This is a genomic window from Mucilaginibacter sp. RCC_168, assembly GCF_041355315.1.
Classification (GTDB): Bacteria; Bacteroidota; Bacteroidia; order Sphingobacteriales; family Sphingobacteriaceae; genus Mucilaginibacter.
Genome location: NZ_JBFUPN010000024.1, coordinates 20,497 through 34,564 on the forward strand (window position 1 = coordinate 20,497; position 14,068 = coordinate 34,564).

Consider the following 14,068-nt stretch of genomic DNA (forward strand, 5'->3'; position numbering starts at 1 on the left):
TATAAAGCCACATTATAACAAGCTTTAATACATTATACATTGCTACTTCTGAATCTGCCAACACGTCTATCTAAAATCATCCTTCTTCTTATTTTTCTGATATTTATCCAAAGCCGGGCCTTTGCTGCTTATACTTTTAACTGGGATGGCAGTAGCTCAACGGCCTGGACAACCACCGCCAACTGGACAGTTACGGGAAGCGGAACCGGTACAGCGGATTATCCCGGTGGCGGGGGCAGAACAGATGATATTGTTCTGTTTGGCGTAAGTACTACAATTGGTGTTTATACCAACCAGCCAACACTAACGCTAAACGCCAATCAAACATTAACAATAGCATCTATTACGTTCGGATCAAAACAATACAGCACCTCAACACCCGGGACTACAGTAACTATAAATGGCAGCACAGGAACATTGGCAATAGCAGGCGATATTACTCAAAATCCAAACCTCAACAATAGCGCCGGTACAACTATCAATAACTTTATAAACGGCACAGCCACCCTAAAATGCGTTAACATTAGAGTTGGCTTAAGTGGCACCACAGGCGGGCAAAACAGCTTTTTATTTTCACATATAGCCAATTTAAATGTATCGGGCAGTGTTTTGATCATACCGAGCACCAGCTTAACCAATGGCAGCGGTTTCAGGTTAGAGGATGGTATTATGCGCCTGGATGGTCAAATAAGCATTACAAACCCAAACGGCTATAATACTGGTAATAACCTGGCTTACTTTACAGTTAACGGTACGTATAATACCAGCTCTCCTAAGAGTAGTCCGACATTATACCTCAATAACGCCAATGCGATAGGTGCTTTGGCTGCGCCCTACGGTTCTATAAACCTGTATGGTAACAGGCAAAGCGGAACACTTGGTGGGCGGGTAACTATTTATTATACAGCCCCTAATGCGGTAGTCTACACTTCTTCTACTCAGGGTTTTGGCCCCAATGGCGGCAAAGTAAGTACAACTGCCTCAACCGATGTTACTTATGATAATTTAGTAGTCCAGGGGAGCAATGCTGTAATTGGCGGCCCGGTTATTGGCAACACCACCCCGGTTCAAACCAGTTATTTAAATATCGATTCTACTTTTACCACATCGGCCAATGTAACTTTCGCTACTGTTAATACTACTACAACTATCGGGATAAGTGGATCAACAGCGGCCACCTGGACAAATTCAGCTACAGTGACAGGTGGTGCGGGTGCAACTACTATCAACGGGAGTCTTATTAATAACTCCCCGGGTATTATTAATCAGGCCGGTGGTAGTTTGAGTATTGCATCTAACGTCAGTAACACAGGCGCGTTAAACCTCGGATCGGGCGCTACCGATATTAACGGCAGTGTAACCACCAGCGGCTCTTTAACTATGAGCAGTGGTACCTTAAATATCGCGCAGAACTATACCAATTCCGGAACTTTCACCGCAGGCGCCGGTCTCATTACGTTTGACGGCACGGCCGCCCAAACTTTAATTGACAACACCACAGCAGGTACAAAATTCAATAATGTAACTTTTACCAATGGTACAACCGGAGCAACCAGCAAACGGATGAAATTGAATAGTAATTTTTTTATTAACCCCACTTATACCATCAACGTTAACGGATCGGGTATATTGACAGTCGAAAATACGCCTTCAACCTATACCTCTGCTTTAACACTGCTCTCTAATGCCAGCGGTGATGCCAGCATCGGCAACCTTACTGCCGGGGCTATTGCCGGTAAAATTGAAGTGCAGCGTTTTATAAAGGGCGGTGCCCGCAGGTATATGCTTCTTTCATCGCCGGTTGCCGATACTACCAATACAGTTATAAGCAGCACCTCTAACAGTTACAGCCTGAAACCGATCATATTGCCGGGCGCGGCGGGTAGCAAACTGAGTACCATTGTTACCGGCCCCAGTGGTTCCGGAGGCGGTTTTGACAGTGCCCCGGCCACGGGTAATAGTCCCTCCGTTTTTGTTTATAATGAAAACGCCCCGGCAACTACCGACCAAAACCAGGTAGCGGGCAATGAATATAAAGCGCTTACAAATACCAGCGTGTCTATCCCCATGGGCAACGGCATATTGCTTTATTACCGGGGGAGCCGCGACCAGCTAAACCCGGCCACCGGAGCGCCATTTGTAAAGCCTTTCCCTGCTGCCGACGATGGTACATTAACATTTTTTGGGTCTGTTATTAAAGGCACAACGGCCACCAACTCCCCCATGACGCCTAATATTATTAATTTGCCAGCTACCACCGCGACAGACGCGTCAACCTATCCGTTGGCTAATACTGCATACCCAGCTACTTTATCGTTCAGTAGCACAACCCCTACACAAAAGAGGGGGTATAATTTAGTAGGTAACCCTTACGCCTCCGTTATCGATCTGGCTAAAGTTGGTGCGGTTAACATTACTTTAAAATTTTATTACCTACTCATTAAAAATGCTCCAACCGGCACAAACAGCTCATCTACCCGGTTTGTGCTGATTAATACAAGCACCCTTAATTCACCTGTTGTAGGGACCGGAGGCAGTCAATATGTATTATCGGGACAAGGCTTTTTTGTGATTGCACCGGCTGCCAGTACTAAGATCACCTTTGATGAAAGCATGAAAGTGCCTTATGCAACTTATACCAATACTTCGCCGCCGATATTTAATGTAAAAAAGGGAGGACCTTCTGTTGTAAAAACGTTGGCTGTTAACGGCGGTCAGGATAGTAAACAGGCAAGCACTTCATTAACCACAGCAGCGACAACAGGTAATACCAATGTGAGTACTACCCCATGGTTACGATTGGATATGATGCAGGACTCCAGCACTTTTAGTTCTACCGACATTTATTTTGACAAAAACGCTCAAAATAAATTTGTCCCCGGCGAGGATGCTCCATATTTAGCATCATCGGGCCAGGGAAATTTCTTTTTCTCACAAACTGCCGATTCTATAGGATGTTTTGCAAACTATACTACAGAGTTAGAGAAACAAAAGCGGATAAACCTTTTTATTGCCTACACCAATTATGGTACTTATAAGCTTACGGCCCCTATTAAACAAAATATTGACGAACGCTACACCATTTTTTTAAAGGACAAATTCACCAATGATTCTTTAGATGTGATCCATAATACCGAATACACTTTTAATGTAACTACCGCCCCGGCCAGTTACGCGCGCGACAGGTTTTATTTAAGTATTGGCATAGCCCCGGGGCATGAATATAAATTACGCGACTTTAATGGAGCTAAACAAACAAGCGGTATTAAACTAACCTGGCAAACTGATAATGAAAGCAATTCAACCACATTTGTTGTTGAAAAAAGCACTAATGGTGGTAATTCTTTTATAGCTATTGATAGCTTGCGTTCAACCGGCGTGGGTAGCTATAGCTATACTGATATAACATCTGGCAGCGGACAGGTATTTTATCGTTTAAAACAACAATTGGTAACCGGGCAAACAAACATTTCGAACGTTTTAAACTTCAATTATCTTACCACAAGCCCTTTAAGATTTATTGTTTACCCAAGTACTGCTTCACAAAGTATAAATATTAACTTTGGTAAAACTTATAGCAACACCATTAAAGTGAATATTGCAACCGCTTCCGGAGGCTTAGTAAAAACCATAACAACAAGCGATACCAATTATTTACAGCAAAATATTAGTAACCTCCTGAGCGGGCTTTACGTAATAGAAGCAGTTGACGAGTCTACAGGAAAAAGAATTGGCAGCGCTAAGTTTTATAAACAATAACATCACCATGAAATCATCAGCCTTTGTAAAAACTATTTATAAATTTTTACCGGGGATATGCCTTTTATTGATCACCTCCAACTGTTTTGCCCAATCAAACCCGGGCGGTGGTCTTTGTGATGGAAATGATGGTGGACCCGATGGCTGCCCTTTAGATACCTGGGTAATTGTATTGGTAGTAGTAGCTGTTGTTTTTGCGGTTACCCGGCTATACCGCCAAAAAAAATCCCTCCAGGCTTAGCGCCTAAAGGGATTGATCATTATATTTTTTTGCAGGAATGAATGAACGAATAAGGGTTCGCGTTTTACGCTTTTCGTATTTGCGACGGACTAACCTGGTTGATTTCTAACTGTTTTAACACGCCATCAACCACTTTAGGCAATTCGTTGAGCGTTTTTTGCGGATTGTGCAGTTCGCCAACACCAAAACCCCTCCACACTATACGACCGGTGTTACGGTCAATCAGGTCGATGATCAAGGTGCCTTCTTTGTAGGGAACACGGGCATAAGTACCGCCGTAGCCGTATGGATAACCCCAGCCGCCCCAGCCACCATAGTAGCCATAAAATCCGCGTGACCGCCAGCCCCAACCCCAGCCCCAGCCACCCCAGCCGCCCCAGCCCCATCCGCCATAATAAGCCGGATAGAATTCGGTTTTTACGCCTCTGCCGGTCAGGGTAGAGTAGCTCACCAGCAAATCGGGATTGTTTTCCTGTAATCTTAAGCCTTTAGTTTGTAATGCCGCGATAGTAGCATCTTTCACCCTTTCATCAGCGATCTCTTTTTTCACAACACCACCGGCTTTGTTGCTTGTTTCTGGTGCTACCCAGGCAAATGTACGGTAAGATGAGAGATCAGTTTTGTTGCGGGCTGCTGTGTAGTAATTGTAACTGCTGCAAGCAGACAGGGCCGAAACCAGCAATAATACCAGCCCTGTATAGATAGTTTTTTTCATTTTAATTCACTCCCTTATATTTATTCATTAGACTCTTGAACAAACAAAGGTTTAATTTAAATATTTATTTATTTAAATTAAAAAGCTGAGCGTATAACTTTTCTGTAGGCAAGCCCACCACGTTGGTATAAGAGCCATTAATGCGCTCAATACCTATTAAACCAATACGTTCCTGGATGCCGTATGAGCCAGCTTTATCAAGCGGATTATACTCAGTTACATAACTTTCAATCTCCTGGTTGCTTAGTTTGCGAAAAAACACTTCGGATACATCAAAAAAGTTATTATAACGACCCTTATACAGCAAGCAAACTCCGGTAATAACCTGGTGCACCTTGCCCGATAGCAACTGCAGCATCTCTACAGCATGTTGCGGAGTTTCAGGTTTGCCCAATATAAGGCCATCTATACAAACAATGGTATCGGCGGTAAGTACCACCTCATCAGTTACGGTACCATCAAAGGCTTCGGCTTTTTTACGGGCGATATAAACCGCCACTTCCTGGGGTGTTAAACCTTCGGGATATGATTCGTCAACATCCTTTAAAACAACCTCAAACTCCATATCCATCAACCAGAGCAGATCCTGCCTGCGCGGTGATTTTGATGCCAGAATGATTTTGGGGACAGACGTTGAGTTCATAGTAGATGTTTTTTATAGTTGATAGTTCATTGATCATGGTTCATAGTAAAAAGCCTATAACTTATACCTTGATCACTTAAGTTACCATGAACCATGACCTATGATCCATGAACTAAATAATCTACCAGCTATAAGCCTGTTCACTCATCCACTTATCCTGCACTTTAAGCACTTTTTCAATAATATCACGGGCACACCCTTTACCTCCCGCATAAGGCGATACATAGGCGCTTACGGCTTTTATTTCTTCAACCGCATCAGCAGGGCAAACCGGCAAACCTGCCATTTTCATGGCTTCCAGATCAGGAATATCATCACCCATGTACAAAACATTGGTAGCAATGATGGCTTTTTCTTCCAGATATATTTTAAAACGCTGTGATTTGGTATGCGTACCCATATAAACATCCTGAATACCCAGACTGTTTAAGCGATATATAGCGCTTTTTGACCGGCTGCCAGATATGGCGCATACATTGTATCCGCATTTAACGGCCAGCTGCAGGGCATACCCGTCTTTGATGTTAAAAGCCCGGCTTTGCTCTCCGTTGTCGGTCACAAAAACAGAACCGTCGGTAAGCACACCGTCCACATCAAAAATAAACGTGGTAATATCTTTTAATTTTTGTAGAAATGATTCCAACGAGGTAATTATTGAATTAATGAATTAGCGAATTAGTGAGTGGAGAACAGTGAATGGTGAGTAGTACATAGAAGAGTACTAAACCCTGACAACTCACTACTCACCATTCATTACTTACTACTGTCCCTTATTGATTATCGCGCCATTCGTAAACCCAAGCCGATTGGATCTGCTCCAGGTGCCCTTCATTTGATTCGGCTCTTGTGCCTGCAAAATTGGGTAACGATAAAACCCATTCCAGCAATTCGGTAAAACGGATGCGGTATATTTTTGATTCGTCAAAATCATCGCCAAACTTTTCATAAAGTTCAATAGCGATGTCTTCGTAATCATTCCAGTGAATAGGTAAGGCAAATTTATTGTCGCTCATTTTCTTTGTTGTACGTTTTACGTGGTACGTTATACGTTCTTTTATATTCTATGTTTATTAACTTTACGTAAAACGTACAACGTCAAACGTAAAACCTTCTAATTAGTGCCCCAGGAATTGTGACTGATCTGGCAGGGTTACTTCAATATCACCATCAACTATTACACACTGGCAACCCAGGCGCGAGTTAATACGCGGATTTACGGCCCTGTCAATAAAATCTTCCTCTTTATCAGATATCTCCTGGATATTATCCATTCCTTTATTTACGTAAACGTGGCAGGTACTGCATCCGCAAACGCCGCCGCAATTATGCTGCAGCTCTATGCCGTTTTCCAGGCAAACATCCAATACAGACTCTCCTTCGGCTATAGGCAGTTCAACGGGTTCATGCCCTTTTTCCTCGAAATTTATCTTTATTTTAAAAACGTTCATTTAGGCAAAAGTAACAAAATTACTTGTCCCCGTGCCCACCATTATTGTTTTTGATAATACCCTGACTTAATAAAGCATAGATCTCCCGCCAATAGGGCTGACCATTAAGCATTTGCAGGTGAGCATCCATCGTAACAACATCATTGCGTACAGCGGGGCCGGTTTGCACGCTTGCGGGTAGCTGAGCCTGCACTTTTTGAGCGGTTTCCAGTATCAGGGGTTTCAGCATATCAAAGTTCATTTGATGTGCCGCCAGCAACTGTTGTGCTACTGCATACAGATAATTAGGGAAATTACAGGCAAATACCGCAGCCAGGTGCAATATTTTACGATCGGCGGAGTTTACATCATATACATTATTACTGATCGTAGCGGCCAGTTGTTTCAGATTGGATTTGATATGGTCATTAGCTGCTTCAATACATAAAGGCACAGCCCAAAAATCAACTTCTTTAGTTTTGCTAAAGGTTTGCAGCGGATATAATACCCCCGCATTATCCGTAAAAGCCAGCACATCATTTAAATTGGTTGAACCGGATGTATGTACGATGAGTTTTTGATACCCGGCCAGCGCTTTTACCATTTCTATAATGGCATCGTCCTTTACAGAAATGATAAACAGGTCGGTATCCGGATTTATGGCTGCCAGGTTATCAATGGCTTCCGCGCCAACATGGTAAGCCAGTAATGCGGCATGTTGAGCATTGCGGCTATAAACCTGCACTATACGATGGCCCGCGTTTTTTAAAGCAGCAGCCAGGTGTGTGGCCACATTGCCCGATCCGATTAAAGTTATACGCATACTATTTTACAATTTAATATTCTGTAAACAGTTGTAATTTAAATATTTCTGTATTTTAGCGATCATCATCTCTATCTATCCGTTGCCCTATGAAAATACTTAAAGTAAGTATCATCATCGTCATTTTCCTGGTGGGGGCCTCTGCCCTGATATTATATGGTTTTTATGAATATAACAACAAAGAAAAAAAGGTTTTAACCGCCGCCGACCGCAAAAATATCAATGGCAAATTTATAAAATTAAGCAAGGGTATTACCCACTATCAGCTCGAAGGGCCAGAAAATGGCGAAGTAGTGATATTGGTGCACGGCTTTAGCGTTCCATACTATATCTGGGATGGTACGTATGAGTTCCTGGTAAAAAATGGCTATAGAGTACTGCGTTATGACATGTATGGCCGGGGTTATTCTGACAGACCTTACACCATCTATGATAAGAACCTGTACAACACCCAATTATTGGATCTGATAACCGCCCTGAAACTACAAGGCCATGTAAACCTGGCTGGTATATCATTTGGCGGCGAAATGATAACTAATTTTGCCTGCCAGCACCCGGACATGATCAATAAAGTGATATTGATAGATCCGGCTTATGAAAGCCTTAAGCCCAGCGCTCCCCGCCATTTTACTATGTATAACGAGGCCGTGAATTCCAATAAACGGGCAAAGGACCAACTGAATGATTTCCTGTATCCGAAAGAACACTCAGGGTGGGTAAAACGCTATCTGCCGCAGATGGAATATAAGGGTTTCAGGCATGCGTTGGTATCAACTATGTATGATTATGAACAGCACAGCCGGGAAAGCAATATATGCCTCAATAAAGCCAATAAACCCGTGCTGCTTATCTGGGGCGAAAAAGATGGCACCTCACCCTTCCGTTACAGCGACTCTATCCGCAGTGTACTTAAGGTTGATTTTTTTCCGGTTGCGGGAGCTGCCCACCTGCCATCCGTTGAAAAACCCGATACCGTGAACAGTAAAATATTAGCATTTTTAAAGCAGGAGTAAAATTGGGGTTGGCAAGCATCCCAAAAATTTTGTAATATTAAGTAATGAAACCTAAATTACTCCTCGTTGTATTTTTATTGATCTGCTTGAGTGGTTATGCGGAAAGCAAGGAGTTGATTTGTGGGCGAGATACTATCAAACGTTACCACAAGAAAATTCTCTCAAAACCACTAACTCTAAAACAACTTCAAATATTAAACAAACGGCATAAGCCCTGGTTTGATGACTGCACATTTACCGACCAGTACACTGTTGAGCAACGACTAAAAAAGTACCCATTTTCAGGAGCGTATAAAATACTGGCGGTATCGTATAGGGGTGGCGCCGAACCTAACACAGAGATTTCTTTCGATACTTTAAAACCCGTACAAAAGCTAAGTCATAAAGAATTACAACTTCGAAATGGGCTAGTGATCATAAAAGATAGCTTAGATTATTCAACAGTAATAGAAACCAAAACCTTAACTAAAAACCAGATCATCCGCCTCACCAACATAATTTATAATACTGATTTTAAAAAGATTGATAGGGCTAATCTCATGGGTCGTGGGGCATGCTTTGAACCTCGTAACTCCTTTATCTTCCTTAATAAAAATGGCAAGGTGGTTCACCGTCTGGATATTTGTTTTCATTGCCACAATTATGAATCCGACACAAATAAATTAGACATTGGGACCGTATGCAGCCAGAAATATGATATACTCAGAAAATTTTTTATAAGTATAGGTGTCATTTATGGCACTAATAAGAATATGGCATATGAAAATCATGAATAGATATATAAATACTACTAGTCCATCTTCTCCGCCCAATCAATCCCATCAGGCAATTTAGCACGACTAAACTCAATATGCACTACCCTTCTTTTTTGGTTGTTGGTGGTTCGGTTAGAGGCATGCAGCAGCAACGGGCGCATGATCATTACTCCGCCTGCAGCAACAGGGCAAAGCGTTTCTGTTTCAACCTGCCAGTTAATGGTTTCAGGACGATAAACAGCTTTCAGGTGTGACTCTGGAATTACCTTGAGCGCGCCATTATCCGGGCCGGCATTGTCCAGGTGGATACGGATGGTAAAATTATCCCGTAATATATCCAGCGGCGGCTGTACGCCAAATTGATTATGTTTAACCGTCCACGGACCATAACCTGGGATATCCCTTTTCTGGTTAACCACAATGGTGAGGTCCTGATGCCAGGCTACAAACCAATTGGAAAGTTCGGGCTTGTCGAAGTAGATAGATTTAACGGCGAAATACCCTTCACCAAACAAGTTATTGATCAACGTTTTTAAATTGTTGTTAAAAATCAAAGGAACAATATGGGGCACCTCCTTTAAAAATTGCCTGATGGCAAACAGATCCTCCGTTTTACGAAAAGCCGGGTTCGATGGATCGACAGATTCGATAATAGTGAGGATCTCTTTTATCTCTGATAGTGTATAAATGGCATCAACAATGGCAAAACCATTGTTAAGGATATTTTGACTGTGCGCGGCTAAATAAGTATCCATGCTTGCAGGTAAACTTACGAAGTTTTTTTGTACAGCCCATATTGTCATTTCGACTGGAGGGAGAAATGACAAGAGGTTTTAATCCAGAAACCTACGAAGATTATAATATTTTTAAAAGCCTTCTCCTTTGGAGAGTAATAGCCCATGAAAAGGCATAAAGCGAAAATTAAGCATCTATCGACTCACCCCGACATCGCTGCGCTCGTCACCCCTCTCTCCGCTTCGCGCATAGAGGGGATTTTTAATTCTTTTTTCTTTACCCTCTTTGCGGCAAAGCCGCAGAGAGGGTGGTCCAGCGAAGCGTAGACCGGGTGAGTCTGCTCTGCCTCTTGTTTTTACCTTGTAAGTTTCAACTCCACCTTACATGAGCTATTACTCTCTTTGGAAAGGGCCGTGTGAGGCTTTTAAACCACCTTCAATTCCTTTTTCCTGCGGAGGATCGACATAAAGAACCCGATCACCATAATGATAGTGCCCGACCAAAAGAAATTAATGTATGGGAACTGGATAGCTTTCATCACAATAAATTTCTTTTTGCTTTCGGGTTGTTGATACACCATGATCTCCACCTTTTTATTCTCTGGTATCACCTTGCTGAAACGTAGTTTCAAACCGGCATCATCTACCTTGCGGGCAAAATCAAACACGTTACCGTTTTTGATCATGTATACCGGTACCGCCTCATATTTTTTGCCATTCGTTACAATTTCCAGGTTGGCACCAATAGCCACATCGCTATCAGTAAGTGGAATACTTTGCACTTTAGCTTCTTTATTCAATCCTTTTAATAAGATATAGCCATCGCGATACCTGATAGTATCTCCCGGGGCTACTTCGTGACTTACCGGGGCATCGTAATTTTTATCGTCATTAGCTTCATCATGACCGTCTGCACCATTTTGCTCCGCTTCGCCTTTTAAGGCAGATGGTACCGGATAAAACATGGTAATATGCGTGTACATATCATGAAACAGGTAATGCCTTGTATCCGGCGAGGCCGACATCTGTCCTTTATTGATCAACGCTTTGGGTTTCAATACAAATTCGTTGGTTACCTTACCGTTGGCATCCATTTTTTTATAATCAACTTTAAAAAAGATATTAGGAGTTGATATAGAATCGCCAATGTATGTAACCGTATAATCACCCATTTTTTGAGGCTGATTCAGATAAACCAATATATTTTCGCGCGGATTTTGCTCCTTGGCAAACTCCGGAGAAAAACCTTCGCCGGTATTGTTAATAGAGATAATGCTCCTGGTACCTGCTGCTATCAACGCGCCTATCAACAGTAAGCCAAAACCAATATGCGCCACTGCCGATCCGGCCAGTTTAAACTGACCTTTAAAGGCATCTGCCAATATTTTCGCGTTCGCTACCACCGAATATACCGAACCCCACATCACCAGTATAAACACCGCGTTCAGCTTGTAAACGCCGGTGGCATACACTACCAACGCGGTTATTAAAGCGCCGAAGAGCAGGTATAAGCCCGTAGTAATAAAAAAGCGGGTAACATCGGTTTTCTTATATTTTAAAAACTGGGTAAAACCGGTCAATATCGTCACCACAAAAGCAAATGACGACTGGATAACATTGTAATGCTTAATTACATCAGATGGCGGCGCTATTTTAGTACCAAACATAGCGTTCCATACCGGTACAGAAGTTACCACCAACAAGTGAAAGCATGACAGGCCCAAAAATACCGAGCCTACAAACATCCAAAACTCACGCGAGTAGGTGTCCTCGTCTTTTTTGGTGATTGGCATCTGTTTTCTCCGGACCACCAGTAATACAATGGACGGTACCAGGAATATTAATACGCCAATAACCAGCTGCCAGAACATGCCGTTATCGGTAAAGGAGTGTACAGAAGTATCGCCCAAAATACCGCTGCGCGACAGGAATGAAGAATACCATACCAGCACAAAGCTGATCAATACCAAAAAAGTAGCGGTAAAGTAAGAGTGACCCGTATTTTTAAATACGATGAGTACATGCAAAGCAGCCACCATGGTGATCCATGGGAAGATAGAGGCATTCTCTACCGGATCCCAGGCCCAGAAACCATCAAAATTCAACGACTCGTATGCCCAGAACGAGCCCATGATAACACCTGTACCCAGTATCATACCGGCAAACAGGGCGTATGGTATAGCAGGTGCAACCCACTCTTTATAACGTTTTTGCCAAAGACCGGCTACCGCATAAGCAAAAGGCACTACTATTGACGCAAAACCCAGGAACAGCGTTGGCGGGTGAATGATCATCCAGTAGTTTTGCAGGGATGGGTTCATGCCCTGGCCGTCTTTTATAAACGAAAGATAGTCGGGGTTTTGGAAGATAGGTGCTTCGAGCGCTTTGCGTAACAGCAGGAATGGTGAGCTGCCTATGCGGGTTCCCAAAATTTCCACACCCAGTACCATAGTGGCTAAAACCACCTGCGAAAAGGCTACCACCGTCATTACCGGGCGTTCCCATGATTTGGCCCTGCGGATGAGGATATTACCTAAAACGGCCTGCCAGAAAGTCCACAGCAGGAAGCCCCCCTCCTGTCCGTTCCAGAAACCAGATACTATGTAGTAAACTGGTAGCGAGCGCGAGGTATAGGCCCAGGCATAATGATACTCGAAATAGTGGTTATAAATAACATAGAACAGGCATGTGCCCATGCCCAGTATAGAGATGGAATTGATATAAAAGCCGATGCGGCCCATGCGCTGCCAGGAGCTGGCATTTTTGCCTGCATCTTCGGTAGTGGCAAAATAATAGCTGATGAACGATAAAAGAGCCGCGCCAAAAGAAAGAACGATAAAAAACTGACCTATCTGGCCGGGTAAAAGGTGTTCGCCTTTAAAAACTGTATCCATATTAGATTCGAGTGATTAGTATCAAGTAGTTAGTATCAAGTATCACGACTTATCAAACGCGGTATTTAGAATCTGTGAAAAAATCTTGATACTTGATACTAACTACTTGATACCAATTTATATACTGGCCTGCGTGGCCTTTGCTTCTGTAATTTCTAACTTGTCCTGAGTGTATTTGGAAGGGCATTTCATCAGGATCTTGGAGGCATGAAACTCCTGACCAACCATGGTGCCGGTTAATACCAACTGCTCGCTGCGTTCAAAGTCTTCGGGTTTGGTACCGGTAAATACTACTTTGCGTTCTTCGCCTTTATTATCTTTCATGTAAAACGAAAAGTAATTGGCATCCTTAGTGGCATCATAATACAACTTTTTTGCAGTGTTCAGGTGCCCTACAATATGCAGCTCGCTGGTAGTTTTTGTAGCATCGCTAAAAGAACCATAGGTACTGGAATTAGAGTAAACGCTAATGATAACCGCTATAGCGATAGCTATAACTACAAGACCAAAAATTGCACTTTTCTTCATTCTGAGGCTTATATATTATAAAATAGAATGCAAAAATACAAAACATAGCGCTAATAAAGTTTTTTACAAGCCATATGTGTTATTTAGAATTATTCTTAACAATAAAAAGAGGCGAGAATTAAGAGGCAAGAATCAGGATTTTTCTTTAATACGGAGACCGACTCACCGGTCTACGCTTCGTTGGACCACCCTCCTTCTGCTTTTTATATCCACGCGTCATTGTGAGCGCAGCGTGGCAATCCCTAACTATACAGAGTGGCTCTACAAATCGGGGATTGCCACGTCGTTCCTCGCAATGACGCGTGCTGGATACTTTTGGTATATTTACCTAAACACTTTACGACTATGAGTAACGAATGCAGACTAAGATTGGAATGGGTACCGGAGGCGTATAAGAGGGCTACCGAACTATCTGACAAAAGTTTAAAAAAGCCTGTTGCCGGTAAATCTTCTTCGATGCTGTATGGCAAATCCAAAACAAAAACTGTTTATGGATGGAAAAACAAAGGATTTTATTTATAGAAATACATATCTAC

Annotated in this window: 14 protein-coding genes; 5 read left to right on the forward strand and 9 right to left on the reverse strand. The window is 42.6% G+C overall.

Features of this window, described 5'->3' with window-relative positions; all coding sequences use genetic code 11:
• Window positions 1-39: 39 nt before the first annotated feature.
• Together AB6735_RS21565 and AB6735_RS21570 are read left to right on the forward strand one after the other, a co-directional pair.
• Window positions 40-3,759, forward strand: a complete 3,720-nt coding sequence (locus AB6735_RS21565; protein ID WP_370998136.1) for a beta strand repeat-containing protein — start codon at window positions 40-42, stop codon at window positions 3,757-3,759.
• Window positions 3,760-3,766: 7 nt separating this feature from the next.
• Window positions 3,767-4,000 (forward strand): hypothetical protein, encoded by a 234-nt coding sequence (locus tag AB6735_RS21570; RefSeq protein ID WP_370998137.1) that lies wholly within the window; start codon window positions 3,767-3,769, stop codon window positions 3,998-4,000.
• Window positions 4,001-4,064: 64 nt separating this feature from the next.
• Here the strand turns inward: AB6735_RS21570 and AB6735_RS21575 are convergent, their stop codons facing one another.
• From AB6735_RS21575 to AB6735_RS21600, 6 genes are all read right to left on the reverse strand, one after another.
• Window positions 4,065-4,715, reverse strand: a complete 651-nt coding sequence (locus AB6735_RS21575) for a DUF4136 domain-containing protein (RefSeq protein ID WP_370998138.1) — start codon at window positions 4,713-4,715, stop codon at window positions 4,065-4,067.
• Between the two features lie 64 nt (window positions 4,716-4,779).
• Window positions 4,780-5,358: a Maf family nucleotide pyrophosphatase gene (locus AB6735_RS21580; protein WP_370998139.1), complete on the reverse strand. Its 579-nt coding sequence runs from the start codon at window positions 5,356-5,358 to the stop codon at window positions 4,780-4,782.
• Window positions 5,359-5,479: 121 nt separating this feature from the next.
• Window positions 5,480-6,001: a KdsC family phosphatase gene (locus tag AB6735_RS21585; RefSeq protein WP_370998141.1), complete on the reverse strand. Its 522-nt coding sequence runs from the start codon at window positions 5,999-6,001 to the stop codon at window positions 5,480-5,482.
• 127 nt (window positions 6,002-6,128) lie between these two features.
• Window positions 6,129-6,371: a Fe-S cluster assembly protein IscX gene (gene iscX / locus AB6735_RS21590; protein WP_090524422.1), complete on the reverse strand. Its 243-nt coding sequence runs from the start codon at window positions 6,369-6,371 to the stop codon at window positions 6,129-6,131.
• A gap of 102 nt (window positions 6,372-6,473) precedes the next feature.
• The gene (locus AB6735_RS21595) at window positions 6,474-6,806 is read right to left on the reverse strand and encodes a 2Fe-2S iron-sulfur cluster-binding protein (RefSeq protein ID WP_370998142.1); all 333 of its coding nucleotides are present in this window, start codon (window positions 6,804-6,806) and stop codon (window positions 6,474-6,476) included.
• Between the two features lie 19 nt (window positions 6,807-6,825).
• Window positions 6,826-7,608, reverse strand: a complete 783-nt coding sequence (locus AB6735_RS21600; RefSeq protein ID WP_370998144.1) for a Rossmann-like and DUF2520 domain-containing protein — start codon at window positions 7,606-7,608, stop codon at window positions 6,826-6,828.
• A gap of 89 nt (window positions 7,609-7,697) precedes the next feature.
• Between AB6735_RS21600 and AB6735_RS21605 the strand changes: the two genes are divergently transcribed.
• Window positions 7,698-8,621, forward strand: coding sequence for an alpha/beta fold hydrolase (locus tag AB6735_RS21605; protein ID WP_370998146.1), 924 nt, complete (start codon window positions 7,698-7,700; stop codon window positions 8,619-8,621).
• Window positions 8,622-8,665: 44 nt separating this feature from the next.
• On the forward strand, window positions 8,666-9,397 hold the full coding sequence (locus AB6735_RS21610; protein ID WP_370998148.1) for a hypothetical protein: 732 nt from the start codon (window positions 8,666-8,668) through the stop codon (window positions 9,395-9,397).
• A gap of 14 nt (window positions 9,398-9,411) precedes the next feature.
• Here AB6735_RS21610 and AB6735_RS21615 read toward each other — a convergent pair whose 3' ends face one another.
• The 3 genes from AB6735_RS21615 to AB6735_RS21625 form a co-directional block, all read right to left on the reverse strand.
• Entirely contained in the window at window positions 9,412-10,131 is a 720-nt protein-coding gene (locus AB6735_RS21615; protein WP_370998150.1) for a phytanoyl-CoA dioxygenase family protein, read from the reverse strand.
• A 404-nt stretch (window positions 10,132-10,535) separates the two neighbouring features.
• Window positions 10,536-13,004 carry a cytochrome c biogenesis protein CcsA gene (ccsA, locus tag AB6735_RS21620; protein ID WP_370998151.1) on the reverse strand — a complete coding sequence of 823 codons (2,469 nt, stop codon included), beginning with the start codon at window positions 13,002-13,004 and terminating at the stop codon, window positions 10,536-10,538.
• A gap of 117 nt (window positions 13,005-13,121) precedes the next feature.
• A complete protein-coding gene (locus AB6735_RS21625; RefSeq protein WP_370998152.1) occupies window positions 13,122-13,532 on the reverse strand; it encodes a cytochrome c maturation protein CcmE in 411 nt (136 codons plus the stop codon).
• A 345-nt stretch (window positions 13,533-13,877) separates the two neighbouring features.
• Between AB6735_RS21625 and AB6735_RS21630 the strand changes: the two genes are divergently transcribed.
• Window positions 13,878-14,054 carry a hypothetical protein gene (locus tag AB6735_RS21630; RefSeq protein ID WP_370998153.1) on the forward strand — a complete coding sequence of 59 codons (177 nt, stop codon included), beginning with the start codon at window positions 13,878-13,880 and terminating at the stop codon, window positions 14,052-14,054.
• Window positions 14,055-14,068 lie beyond the last annotated feature (14 nt).